This is a genomic window from Actinomadura formosensis (genome assembly GCF_050948385.1).
Classification (GTDB): domain Bacteria; phylum Actinomycetota; class Actinomycetes; order Streptosporangiales; family Streptosporangiaceae; genus Spirillospora; species Spirillospora formosensis.
In genome coordinates this window covers 3,553,540-3,565,328 of record NZ_CP192011.1, presented here as the reverse complement: position 1 = coordinate 3,565,328, position 11,789 = coordinate 3,553,540, and the positions used below count along the sequence as shown (strand labels likewise).

The 11,789-nt window shown below is 74.5% G+C and carries 13 protein-coding genes; 4 read left to right on the top strand and 9 right to left on the bottom strand.

Features of this window, described 5'->3' with window-relative positions:
- Window position 1: 1 nt before the first annotated feature.
- Entirely contained in the window at window positions 2–2,071 is a 2,070-nt protein-coding gene (locus tag ACQP1N_RS16775; protein WP_433232435.1) for a molybdopterin oxidoreductase family protein, read from the bottom strand.
- A 289-nt stretch (window positions 2,072–2,360) separates the two neighbouring features.
- Between ACQP1N_RS16775 and ACQP1N_RS16770 the strand changes: the two genes are divergently transcribed.
- Window positions 2,361–2,888 carry an NUDIX domain-containing protein gene (locus ACQP1N_RS16770; protein WP_067804288.1) on the top strand — a complete coding sequence of 176 codons (528 nt, stop codon included), beginning with the start codon at window positions 2,361–2,363 and terminating at the stop codon, window positions 2,886–2,888.
- Here the strand turns inward: ACQP1N_RS16770 and ACQP1N_RS16765 are convergent.
- Window positions 2,866–3,114 carry a hypothetical protein gene (locus tag ACQP1N_RS16765; RefSeq protein ID WP_067804285.1) on the bottom strand — a complete coding sequence of 83 codons (249 nt, stop codon included), beginning with the start codon at window positions 3,112–3,114 and terminating at the stop codon, window positions 2,866–2,868. The genes ACQP1N_RS16770 and ACQP1N_RS16765 overlap by 23 nt on opposite strands.
- Window positions 3,115–3,306: 192 nt before the next feature.
- Here ACQP1N_RS16765 and ACQP1N_RS16760 point away from each other — a divergent pair, with 192 nt between their 5' ends.
- Entirely contained in the window at window positions 3,307–4,680 is a 1,374-nt protein-coding gene (locus tag ACQP1N_RS16760; RefSeq protein WP_433232430.1) for a nitrate/nitrite transporter, read from the top strand.
- Here ACQP1N_RS16760 and ACQP1N_RS16755 read toward each other — a convergent pair.
- Together ACQP1N_RS16755 and ACQP1N_RS16750 are read right to left on the bottom strand one after the other, a co-directional pair.
- A complete protein-coding gene (locus ACQP1N_RS16755; RefSeq protein WP_433232427.1) occupies window positions 4,628–5,332 on the bottom strand; it encodes a maleylpyruvate isomerase N-terminal domain-containing protein in 705 nt (234 codons plus the stop codon). The genes ACQP1N_RS16760 and ACQP1N_RS16755 overlap by 53 nt on opposite strands.
- Window positions 5,333–5,516: 184 nt before the next feature.
- Window positions 5,517–5,933: a plectin gene (locus tag ACQP1N_RS16750; RefSeq protein WP_067804277.1), complete on the bottom strand. Its 417-nt coding sequence runs from the start codon at window positions 5,931–5,933 to the stop codon at window positions 5,517–5,519.
- A 116-nt stretch (window positions 5,934–6,049) separates the two neighbouring features.
- On the opposite strand from ACQP1N_RS16750, the gene ACQP1N_RS16745 reads away from it, so the two are divergent.
- A complete protein-coding gene (locus ACQP1N_RS16745; protein ID WP_067804271.1) occupies window positions 6,050–6,619 on the top strand; it encodes a TetR/AcrR family transcriptional regulator C-terminal domain-containing protein in 570 nt (189 codons plus the stop codon).
- Here ACQP1N_RS16745 and ACQP1N_RS16740 read toward each other — a convergent pair.
- The 3 genes from ACQP1N_RS16740 to ACQP1N_RS16730 are packed head-to-tail and all read right to left on the bottom strand — an operon-like array spanning window position 6,616 to window position 9,427.
- A complete protein-coding gene (locus tag ACQP1N_RS16740; protein WP_067804268.1) occupies window positions 6,616–7,257 on the bottom strand; it encodes a LutC/YkgG family protein in 642 nt (213 codons plus the stop codon). The two genes, ACQP1N_RS16745 and ACQP1N_RS16740, sit on opposite strands and share 4 nt — an antisense overlap.
- Complete coding sequence (locus tag ACQP1N_RS16735) at window positions 7,254–8,702, bottom strand: lactate utilization protein B (RefSeq protein ID WP_433232422.1); 1,449 nt, start codon at window positions 8,700–8,702, stop codon at window positions 7,254–7,256. Before ACQP1N_RS16735 ends, ACQP1N_RS16740 begins: the two co-directional genes overlap by 4 nt.
- Window positions 8,699–9,427 (bottom strand): (Fe-S)-binding protein, encoded by a 729-nt coding sequence (locus ACQP1N_RS16730; RefSeq protein WP_067804266.1) that lies wholly within the window; start codon window positions 9,425–9,427, stop codon window positions 8,699–8,701. The genes ACQP1N_RS16735 and ACQP1N_RS16730 overlap by 4 nt, the downstream gene beginning before the upstream one ends.
- Window positions 9,428–9,698: 271 nt before the next feature.
- On the opposite strand from ACQP1N_RS16730, the gene ACQP1N_RS16725 reads away from it, so the two are divergent.
- On the top strand, window positions 9,699–9,902 hold the full coding sequence (locus ACQP1N_RS16725) for a DUF5999 family protein (protein WP_067804263.1): 204 nt from the start codon (window positions 9,699–9,701) through the stop codon (window positions 9,900–9,902).
- Window positions 9,903–10,001: 99 nt separating this feature from the next.
- Here ACQP1N_RS16725 and ACQP1N_RS16720 read toward each other — a convergent pair whose 3' ends face one another.
- Window positions 10,002–10,631: an alpha/beta hydrolase family protein gene (locus tag ACQP1N_RS16720; RefSeq protein WP_433232417.1), complete on the bottom strand. Its 630-nt coding sequence runs from the start codon at window positions 10,629–10,631 to the stop codon at window positions 10,002–10,004.
- 22 nt (window positions 10,632–10,653) lie between these two features.
- A complete protein-coding gene (locus tag ACQP1N_RS16715; protein WP_067804255.1) occupies window positions 10,654–11,766 on the bottom strand; it encodes a tetratricopeptide repeat protein in 1,113 nt (370 codons plus the stop codon).
- Window positions 11,767–11,789 lie beyond the last annotated feature (23 nt).

The following is an 11,789-nucleotide window of genomic DNA, read 5'->3' as shown; positions in this document are numbered from 1 at the left end:
GTCAGGCACGGAGGCGGACGGCGCAGACTTTGAACTCCGGCATCCGCGACACCGGGTCCAGGGCCGGATTGGTGAGCAGGTTCACCCGCCCCTCATCCGCCCAGTGGAAGGGGATGAAGACGGTGTCGTCGCGGATCGCGTCGGTCAGCCGCGCCCGCACCGTCACCGCGCCCCGGCGGCTCTCCACCCGCACATCCGCGCCGTCCTCGATGCCGAGACGCCCGGCCAGATCGGGATGCAGCTCGACGAACGGGCCCGGCGCGGCCTCGGCCAGCGCCCGCACGCGCCTGGTCTGCGCACCCGACTGGTACTGCGCGAGGACCCGGCCGGTGGTCAGGTACACGGGGCGGGCGGCGTCCACGTCCTCGGCGGGGCCGTGATGCTCGACCGGGACGAACCGGGCCCGCCCGTCCGGCGTGGGGAAACGGTCCAGGTAAGGCCGCGGCGTGCCCGGATGGCCGGTGGACGGGCAGGGCCAGAACACCCCGCCCTCCGCCTCGATCCGCGCGTAGGTGATGCCGGAGTAGTCGGCCGTGCCGCCCGCGCCGGCGCGGCGCAGCTCGGCGAACACCGTCTCGGGGTCGGTGCTCCACTTCCCCGGTGCCCTGAGGCGCTCCGCGAGCGCCCCGATGATCTCCAGGTCGGTGCGGACGCCGTCCGGCGGGGACACGGCCCGGCGGCGCCGCAGCACCCGGCCCTCCAGGTTCGTCATCGTCCCCGACTCCTCGGCCCACTGCGCGGCGGGCAGCACGACGTCGGCGAGCCGCGCGGTCTCCGAGAGGACGACGTCGGCCACCACCAGCAGGTCGAGGGCGCCGAGCCGGTCCTCCACGTGCGCGGCGCGCGGCGCCGACACCACCGGGTTGGACCCGAACAGCAGCAGCGCCCTCGGGCCGCCGACGGTGCCGAGCGCCGACAGCAGCTCGTACGCCGACCGTCCGGGCCCGGGCAGGTCGCCGGGATCGACGCCCCATACCGCCGCGACGTGCGCGCGCGCTGCCGGGTCGTCGATCCGGCGGTAGCCGGGGAGCTGGTCGGCCTTCTGCCCGTGCTCCCGTCCGCCCTGGCCGTTGCCCTGCCCGGTCAGGCACCCGTACCCGGAGCCCGCACGGCCGGGCAGCCCGAGCGCGAGCGCCAGGTTGATGAACGCGGTGACCATGTCGGTGCCGCGGGCGTGCTGCTCGGCGCCCCGCGCGGTCAGGACATGGGCGCGCTCGGCACGGGCCAGTAGCCGGACGGCCTCGCGCATCACGGGGACGGGCACGCCGGTGATCCGCTCGGCCCGGTCCGGCCAGTACGCGTTCACGACCGTCCGGACGGCGTCGAAGCCGCCGGTGCGGGCGGCGATGTAGTCCTCGTCGGCGAGCCCCTCGGCGAGCGCCAGGTGCAGCAGCCCGTTGGCGAGGGCGATGTCGGTGCCGGGCACCGGCTGGAGGTGCAGGTCGGCCTGGCGGGCGGTGGCGGTGCGGCGCGGATCGACGACGATGAGGGCTCCGCCGCCGTCCCGCATCCCGGCCAGATGCCGCATGAACGGCGGCATCGTCTCGGCGGGATTGCCGCCCGCGAGCAGGATCGCACCGGACGCCGCCAGGTCCGTGACGGGGCCCGGTAGCCCGCGGTCCACGCCGAACGCCCGGCCGGACGCCGCCGCGGCCGACGACATGCAGAACCGCCCGTTGTAGTCGATCTGGGACGTGCCCAGCGCGACACGGGCGAACTTGCCGAGCTGGTACGCCTTCTCGTTCGTCAGCCCGCCGCCGCCGAAGACCGCGACGGCGTCCGGCCCGTGCAGGGCCCGCAGCCGGGCGGCCTCGGCGGCGACGCGGTCGAACGCCGCGTCCCAGGTGCAGGGCTCCAGCGGCGCGTCCCCGCCGCGCCGCATCAGCGGCGTGTTCAGCCGGTCGGGGGCGGTGAGCAGCTCCGCGGCCGTCCAGCCCTTCTGGCACAGCCCGCCGCCGCTTGCGGGCACATCGTCACGCGGCACGACCCGGACGGCGCCGGCACCGGACGTGTGCAGGGTCATGCCGCACTGCAGCGCGCAATACGGGCAGTGCGTGGGAGTCCCGTTCATGCGCCGAGACTCGGCGGGCGCCGTTTCACGGGCAAGTCCCCGGCGTGACCCCGGCGTTAAATGCCGTTCACGCGTCACGCCCACCGAGGTCAGAACGGCGGGCCGTACGCCGCCCACCGCCTTGACGGACGCGCGTCAAGTGTTGTCGACCCCTGTCAATGGGCGGTTCGTCGGCTTTGCCCGAGGTGCCGAACGGATTCACGGTGACCCGGCGATCCCATGGACGGATGCGGCCTCCGCCCCCGCCCGGCCTTGATCACGCCGCGGTGATCACACCTACCCTCGGTACATGCCCGATCTTGCTTACTACGCCTCCCTGCCGCGCGCCCGCGGCGCCGCGGCGGCACTGCTCCTGGACGACCTCGGGCGGATCCTGCTGGTCAAGCCCACCTACAGCGAGGGCTGGTACCTGCCCGGCGGGGTCATCGAGGCCGACGAGTCCCCGCTGTCGGCGTGCCTGCGCGAATGCCAGGAGGAACTCGGCCTCGTCCCCCGCCTGGACGGCCTGGCCTGCGTCGACTGGGGCTCGCCGCGCGACGACGGCGTCGACGCGGTCAACGTGTTCGTGTTCGGCGGCACGATCACCGGAGCGGAGATCGCGGCGATCCGGCTGCCGCCCGAGGAACTGTCCGACCACATCCTCGTGGCCCCGGAGAAGATCCCCGAGCTGGCCCCGCCGCACGTCGCCCGCCGCATGGACCCCAGCCTGCGGGCCATGGCCACCGGCCGCACCGTCTATCTGGAGGACGGCCGCGAGCAGCCGTTCGGCCGGGCCCGCGGGCGGCCGGAGGCCGTCAGGCCGGAACCGCGTCCCTGATCTCCCGGGCCCCCTCCGGATCGGCGGTGCGGGCACAGTGCGCGCAGCAGTAGAAGTGCCCGTTCACCCCCACGCCGTGTCCCATGATGCGGCACTGGCAGTGCTCGCAGATCGGCGCCATCCGGGTGACCGCGCACTCGAAAGAGTCGAACGTGTGCACCTCGCCCTGCGCGTGCACCTCAAAGGACATCTCGTACTCGTTGCCGCAGACCTCACAGGTCGCCATCAGTTCCGTCTCCCTTTCCCCCGCCGCCCCGCGAACACCTGCCTACCCGCCACGGCCCGGATCTACCCCGCCTCACAACCGGCGGGGACACGCTGTGCGGCGGAGTTATCACCGGCGTACGACCGGTCATACACGCGCGAAACCCCGCCCTCCTACGGTCGGCCCGTCCGAGCCGACCAGGGAGAGCGCCTGATGACCGTCACCACCCGAGCCGCGCGCGGGAACCGCGCCCGGCCGGCGAAGAGCCGCTGGATCGAGGACTGGCACCCCGAGGACCCCGTCTTCTGGACGGCACGCGGCGCGCGCATCGCCCGCCGCAACCTGATCTACTCGATCTTCTCCGAGCACATCGGGTTCTCGGTGTGGACGCTCTGGTCGGTCCTGGTGCTGTTCCTCGGCCCCTCCTACGGCATCGACCCGGCCGGCAAGTTCACCCTCACCGCCGTCCCCGCCCTCGTCGGCGCGGCGCTGCGCATCCCCTACACGCTCGCCGTCGCCCGGTTCGGCGGCCGCAACTGGACGATCTTCAGCGCGGCGCTGCTGCTCGTCCCGGCGGTGCTCGCCGCGTTCCTGGTCAGGCCGGGCGTCTCGTTCACCACACTGCTGGTCCTCGCGGCCGTCGCGGGCGTCGGCGGCGGCAACTTCGCGTCCTCGATGGCCAACATCAACGCGTTCTACCCGCAGCGGCTCAAGGGCCGGGCACTCGGCGTCAACGCCGGCGGCGGCAACCTCGGCGTCGCCGTCGCCCAACTCGTCGGGCTGCTGGTCCTCGCCACCGCGGGCGGGGACCGTCCCGGCCTCGTCGCCGGCGTCTACATCCCGCTGATCGTCCTCGCCGCCCTCGGCGCCGCGCTGCGCATGGACAACCTCGCGCAGGCGCGCAACGACCGGCGGGCGATGCGGGACGTCTGCAAGGACGCCCACACCTGGATCATGTCGGTGCTCTACCTCGGCACGTTCGGGTCCTTCATCGGGTTCGGGTTCGCGTTCGGGCAGGTCCTGCAGGTGCAGTTCGCGGACGGCTTCGACACCCCGGTCAAGGCCTCCTGCCTGACGTTCCTCGGCCCCGCGCTCGGGTCGCTGGTCCGCCCGGCCGGCGGATGGCTCGCCGACCGGGCCGGCGGTGCCGCGGTCACCCTCTGGACCTTCGTCGCGATGGCCGCCTCCGCCGGCCTCGTGCTGGCCGCGTCGCTGCGCGGATCTCTGCCGCTGTTCCTCACCGGCTTCGTCCTGCTGTTCGCGTTCAGCGGCATCGGCAACGGCTCCACCTACAAGATGATCCCCGCCATCTTCCGGGCCAGGGCCCGGCGCGGCGTCGCCGGCGGCCTCGACCCGGTGGCGGCCGAGCAGGAGGCGCGCCGCCTGTCCGGCGCGCTGATCGGCATCGCGGGCGCCGTCGGCGCGTCCGGCGGCGTCCTGGTCAACATCGCCTTCCGGCAGTCGTTCCTGACCTACGGGACCGGCGACGGCGCCTACCTCGCGTTCATCGCCTTCTACACCGTGTGCTGCGCCCTCACCTGGCTGGTCTACCTGCGAGCCCGTCCGGGGAGGCCGGACGGCGTCTGACAGCCGGACCGTCCGGCCGGGCCGGTCGGCCGGGCTCCGGCCAGCGCGGCGACCGGCCCGACGAGCGCAGCACCGCCTCCCATGCGTCCCCCCGCTCCAGCGGCAGATGCGGGACGCCCCAGTGCCACGCCCACACCAGCAGGTCCGGGTCGCGCGGACGGTAGTCGGCGCCGGCCGCGCGGGCCATGTCCCAGGCGTGCAGATGCCACTCCACGCAGGCCGCGCCCGCATGGTCACCGACGGTGTACTTGGTGCCCCGGTAGATCAGTTGGGTGCGGTCCCACATGTCCGGCAGCAGGTCGGCGTACGCGCCCGCCGCCACCCCGAACGCCATGATCCGGTCAGGGCCGGGCTCGGACGGCAGCACGGCGAGCTCCGCCGCGTTCTGCCGCGCCTGCTGCCGGATCAGCACCGCCGTCGCCGCCTTCCGCGCGAACAGCGTCGCCAGCCGGCTGTCGGGCGCTTCCTGCAGGTACTCCAGGAAGTTCTCCGCGACGCACCGCAGATGCCCCGCGAGATCGATCAGCTGCCAGTCGGCGCAGGGCGTCGGCACGTCCCAGTCACCGACGCCCTCCGCCAGCGTGCGGATCGCCCTCACCCCGTCCTGGTAGGACTCCAGTACGCGGCCCCGGTCCGGCGGCGTGCTCTCCACGTGTACTCCCCCAACGTCCAGAGCACCGTGTGCCCTCTCCGCCGGGATGCGTCCGCGCGCACGATGCCGCGTGGCGGCGCGGGACAGCCCGGCGTTCCCCGAGAGGGCAGAATCTCAAAGTTCCGGCGGACGGTGCCACCGGGTGACGCAAATGTGACGCGATGTCGTCACACCGCGCGGCGGCTCAGCCGAGCGCGGCCGGCACCGTCCTGAAGCTGAGCCGGTGCGCCTCGCGGGCGGTGCGCAGCCGGTCGACCTCGTCGGTCCACGGGCGCACCTCCGGGCGCGCCTTCGCCTTCCGGTAGGCGATCTCGGCGGCCCGGCGCGTCTCGGCGTCCTGGGTGTCGGCCGAGTAGACCTTCGGGCCCATCGCGACCCGCTCGGACGCCTCGGCGGCGGCGAGCACCGCCGTCATCGCCCTGTCGAACGTGACCGTCAGCGCGCGCAGCTCCGGACCGGTGACGTCCGCGGCCTGCGCCTCGCGCAGCGCCCGCTCCGCCTCACCGGCCGCCGCGAGCCGGTCCTCGTACTCGGCGGCCAGCCGCTGGTCGGCCTCGTACCGCTCCGCGACGTCCTTGCTCACCCGGCGGCCCAGCGGCATGGTGGTACTCCCTCGAAGGTCTGCACTGTGCGATCCAGGTAAGCGTACGCGGGGTTCCGGCGTGTCGTGGCAGCGGATACCCGGCAGCGGCCCTTTACACAGTAAGGTCAGTTCTCATGGTCCGGCAACCCAGCATCAACGCCCAGCACCGCGCACCGCTGTCCACCGAGCGGATCATCGAGGAGGCCCTGCGGATCGTCGACGGCCAGGGCCTCGGCCGCCTCACCATGCGCCGCCTCGGCGACGCGCTGGAGGTCGAGGCGATGGCGATCTACCACCACCTCCCCCGCGGCAAGGAGCAGCTCCTGGACGGTCTCGTCACCCATGTCGCCTCCGCCCCCGCCGACACCTCGGCGACCGGGCCCTGGCAGGACGTCCTGCGCGCCTGGGCCGGCGACTACCGGGCGCGGCTGATGACGCACGCCGGTGTCCTGCCCCTCGTCGTCACCCGCCGCAACCCCGCCGCGCTCACCAGTACGGCCGCGTCCCTGCGCGAGGTCCTGCGCCGCGGCGGCATCGCCGAGGACACCGCCGCGGTCACCGCGCACACCCTGCTCGGCTACGTGATCGGCCACACCGCCCTGGAGGTGCGCGGCACCGGCGACGACGCCGGCGCGGACCGGGCGGCCGGCTGGGACGCGCGCTTCACCGCCGGCCTCGACCTGGTGATCGGCGGGGTGCGCTAGTCCTCCACGACGAGGACCTCCAGGTGGACCGGGCCGTGGGCGCCCTCCACCCGGGTCATCTCGATGCCGTGGGTCACCGACGGGCCGCTGATCCACGTGAGCGGACGCGCCGGGTCCAGCCGCGCCACCGCCTCCGGGACCGTTCCGACGATCTGGTCCGCGCGCACCACGCACAGGTGGTAACCGGGCACGAGGGTCAGCGCCCGCCTGCCCTGCGCCGGGCCGCCGTCCAGGACGACCGTGCCCGTCTGCGCGATCGCCACCGCGCAGCCGGTCACCGCGCCGTCCGCGGCGGCGAGGGTGTCGATGTCGACCGCCGGGGTGTCGGCGAGCGCGCGGACGCCGTCCAGCTCGGCGAGCCACCCGAACGGCAGATCCGCCGGGACGACGATCTGCTTGGCCTCCCGCCCCCACAGCGCGGCGGCGACCGCGGTGCCGAGCTCGTCCGCGCCGACGTGCCGCACCGCCGCCCGGTAGTCGGCGACCCGCTCGGTGAACAGGGCGAGGACGTCCGCCCGCGTCGCGGCCTCCGCCTCGCTCAGCCGGCGGGCGTAGCCGCGCGGCACCGGCGGCCGCGTCCCGCGCGACCCGCCGAGCGCCTCGCGCACCCGCCGCAGCACCTCCTCGCGCGCGTTCATCGCCGGGTCCTGTTCCACCAGGCGCGGAAGCTCTCGGCCGGCGGCGCCGGCAGGTCGCGGGCCTCGGTCCACATGCCGAGGAGGCCGGGCAGGCGGCGGATGCGGCCGCCGCGCGACAGCAGCCGCGCCCAGCGGACGCCGCGCCGCAGCGCGGTCTCGTGGCGGCGCGGGTCGGCCATCGTCCAGGCGAGGCCGCGCATCAGCGCCATCTCGGGCGTCGGGACGGGACGCCTGCGCCGCGACTCGACCACCGCGCCGCGCAGATGGACCAGCACGTCCGGGATGTCGATCTTCACCGGGCAGACGTCGGCGCAGGCGCCGCAGAGCGTGGACGCGTACGGCAGCGACGCGACGGCGGCGCTCTCCACGCCGCGCAGTTGCGGGGTGAGGATCGCGCCGATGGGCCCCGGGTGGACCGGCCCGTACGGCTGCCCGCCCGTCCGCTCGTAGACGGGGCAGACGTTCAGGCAGGCCGAGCAGCCGATGCAGCGCAGCGCGGCACGTCCGATCTCGTCGGCGAGCGCCCTGGTGCGGCCGTTGTCGAGCAGCACCAGATGGAACGCGCGCGGCCCGTCGCCCGGTGTCACCCCCGTCCAGGAGGAGACGTACGGCGTCATCCGGTCACCGGTCGATGAACGCGGCAGCAGTTGGAGGAACACCTCCATGTCATCCCATGCCGGGACGACCTTGTCGATACCGGCGACGCAGATCAGCGTCTCCGGGAGCGTGAGGCACATCCGCGCGTTGCCCTCGGACTCCACCACCACGACCGTGCCCGTCTCCGCCACCAGGAAGTTCGCGCCGGTGATCGCGACCTGGGCACGCAGGAACCGTTCCCGCAGGTGGGCGCGGGCCGCGGCGGCGAGGTCCTCGGGATCACCGGCCGGATCGGGCCCGGCGGCGGGCATCTCCCGCCGGAACAGCTCCCCGATCTGCGCGCGGTCCCGGTGGGCCGCCGCCGACAGCAGGTGGGACGGCTCGTCCCCGGCGAACTGGACGGCCATGTCGGCGAGCGCGGTGTCGCGGACGGTCACGCCCATCCCGGCCAGCGCGTCGTTCAGGCCGATCTCCCGGGCGGCCAGCGACGCCGACTTCACGACCTCCGTCGCGCCGGTCTCCCGCACCAGGCCGGTGACGACGCGGCGCGCGTCGGCGGCGTCCACCGCCCAGTGCACGGTGCCGCCGGCCTCGGTGACGGCCCGCTCCAGCTCCTCCAGATGGGTGTCGAGGCCGAGCAGCGCCCCCTCCCCGACGGCGCGGCCGGCCTCGCGCAGGTCCTCCCAGTCGGCGGTCTCGGCGGCCGCCGCGGCCGTCCGCTCCCGGAGCGTCGCGGTCGCGCCGCGCAGGGTGCGGCGCAGACCGGTGTCGGCCAGCGCGGGCCGCGCGGCGGCGGCGAACTTCGGCATCGGCGGCGGGACGGGGCCGCCCGGCGCGGGGCCGGTCACGACGGCCCCGTTTCGGCGAGGATCTCCGCTAAGTGCATGGTCCGGACGCCGCTGCGCAGCCGGGACAACGCCCCGCCGATGTGGGCGAGGCAGGAGCCGTCGACCGCGCACACCACGTCCGCGCCCGTTTCGCGGACGTGCCGGATCTTGTCGGCGACCATCGCGACCGACACGTCCGCGTTCTTCATCGCGAACGCGCCGCCGAACCCGCAGCACTCCTGCGCGGCGGGCAGCTCGACCAGGTCGATGCCCTTCACGGCGCGCAGCAGCCGCAGCGGCCGGTCGCCGATCCCGAGGGTCCGCAGGGACTGGCAGGACGGATGGTAGGTGACCCGGTGCGGGAAGTACGCGCCGACATCGACGACGCCCAGGACGTCCACGAGGAACTCGGTCAGCTCGTAGACGGCGAGGCCCTCGGCGGCGCGCGCCAGGCCGGGATCCCGGGCCGCCCGCGCGATCTTCGGATGGGCGTCCCGGACGGCGGCGGCACAGGACGCCGACGGCGCGACCACGACATCGCCGCCCGCGAACGCCGCGGTGTAGGCGCGGGCGAGATCGGCGGCCTCGCGATGGTAGCCGGACGTCCAGTGAATCTGCCCGCAACATGTCTGCCCGGGCGGGAATGTCACCTCGTGCCCCAGGCGTTCCAAAAGAGCGGTCACGGCTCTCCCCGTTCCCGGGAACAGCGCGTCATCGAAGCATGCGACGGACAACGCGACCCGCATCGGCCTCACTCCCCCCACGCCCGAAGGCGTTCCCCCGGCGACATGGTAGGGGTTTCGCGCCGCCACGGCGTGTCGTTCTCCATCACTCATCACGCGGGCGGGACCCTGTGGCTGACACCTCAGGGTGAGAGTGATCACACCGTTCCGGTACTCCGGTGCCAGTGGACAACCGTCCCAACGGACTATGGCCGGTGGGGACGAACCACTCCACACTGGGGTGCGTCAATAAAGGAAAGCACCACCGACCCGTAGCCGAGACCGGAGGCACACGATGTGCCCACACCAGCCGCCCTGTCCCTCGCACGACGCACCCGATCGCGACGCCGCCCGGACGCTGGCCGCACATCCCGAACAGGGGTGGAGCCTGCTGTGCAACGGTGTCGTCCTCTTCGAGGACACCGGTGAGCTGCTGCCCGACGGGGGAGTCATCGCACCGCACCGGCCGACGGACATGAAGACGCCGTCCGCCGCTTGAGCGGTCCCATGGGGGGACTAGTTCAAACGGGTGATCATCCTCGGGGGCACGCCCACCTGTCCTTGACCTCCGGGCCCGCAGCGGGCCCGGACACCGCTACTACCGGCCCGTCCGCACCGGACGGGCCACCGGCTTTTCCAGCGCCCACTTCCTCAGCCAGGGCTCCGCCACCCTCCCGGCCGCGGCGGGATCCCTGTTCAGCTCATGCCGCTCCCCCGGCAGCACCGTCACGTGCGCCGCGTCCGCCGGGTCCGGCACGCCGAACGGATCTCGGGCGCCGTTGACGACGAGGACCGGGGCGCCCGCCGAACGAAGCTCGTCCACCCGCGTCTTCTGCGGATTTCCGGGCGGGTGAAGCGGGAACGCCAGCGCCACCACGCCCACCGCGCCGGCGGCCCGCGCCGTCCGGCACGCCACCCGCGCGCCGTTGCTGCGGCCGCCCTGCACGAGCGGGACGCCCCCGAACCTCTCCCGCAGCACCCCGATGATCTCCAGCCACGCCTCGTCCTGCCTGGCCGGCGGGCCGGGCGCCCGGCGGCCGGCGAGCCGGAACGGCTGCGTCACCCGCGCCACGGCGCCGCCGAGCCCGAGCGCGGCCTCCCGGACGGCGAGCAGGTCGGGCGCGTCCACGCTCCCATTCGACCCGTGCGTCAGGACCAGCAGGAACGCCGGGCCGCCGGTCTCGTCCAGCGTCACCTCGGCGGGCCCGTGCGGCGTCACGACCTCCATGCGCCCACCGTAGCGGCGCCCGTCACCGGTCTTCCGGCCGGCCGGGAGCGGGTGTGCCCATCGCCAGGCGCAGCCGCTCGGCGAAGCTCTCGTGCAGCAGCGGGCCCCACGGATAATCGCTCGGGACCCGCACCGCCCTGCCGAGCACCTCGTGCGCCTCGTCTCCCCTGCGCTCGGCGTACCGGACGGCCAGCAGCGCGTACATGTGGTCGAGGGCGCCGAACGCCTCCCCGGCGAGGGCGGGGAGCGTCCCGTCCGACACGGCGTGCTCGACGACCGGTTCCCACCACAGGTCGGCGCCGCCGTCGTCCTCGCCGAAGTCGCGGCGGAGCCGGGCCCGGACCTGCCCCGCGAGGCCCGGATCGGCCAGCCCGCGCCGCCACACCTCGCCCGCCTCGCCGCCGCGTCCCCGCAGCGGCAGCGTCCGCGCCAGCAGCTCGGTGGCGAGCGGCCCGACCTCCGGATCGGGCGGGTCCTCCCCCAGCGCCGCGCCGAACGCGCCGATCGCCTGGTCGAGGTAGGCGATGCCGAGCGCGACGGCGAGCCGCGCGTACGCGTGCGGGGCGGCATCGCGGTCGATCAGCCGGAGCCCGGTGGCCAGCGCCCGCTGCGCCCGTGCCGGGTCACCGCGCTCCAGCAGCCGCTGCGCGAGGTCGTGCGCGGCGAGCGGCCCGTACTCGGCGTCCCCCGTCTCGATCACCGCCTCCCAGTGCTCCCGCGCCGCGTCGAAGTCACCGGTGTCGTCGGCGATCCGGGCGAGGGCCAGGTGGGCGGGCGGAAGGTAGGCGAGGTTGCCGAACCCGACCACCGTCCGCCAGGCGGGCGCCGCCCGCTCGGGCTCGCCGGCACGCTCGTGCGTGAGCGCCAGGTGGTAGGCGGCGCGCGGCCCGTACTCGGGGTCGCCGGTCGCGATCGCGTCCCGGTCCGCCTCCCGGGCCCGCTCCACCTCCCCCGCGTCGTCGAGGACGACGGCGAGCCCGAGCGCGGCCTGCGCCCGGCAGGGCGTCTCGCCCATGGCGAGCACCTTCTCGAACAGCGGCGCCGCGCGGTCGGCCTCGCCGTTCTCGGCGAGGTTCCGGGCCTCCTCGCACATCTGCGCCGGGTCGTCGGATACCGCGTCCGGGGACTCGCTCATCGCTCTTCTGCCCTCTGGGGGGT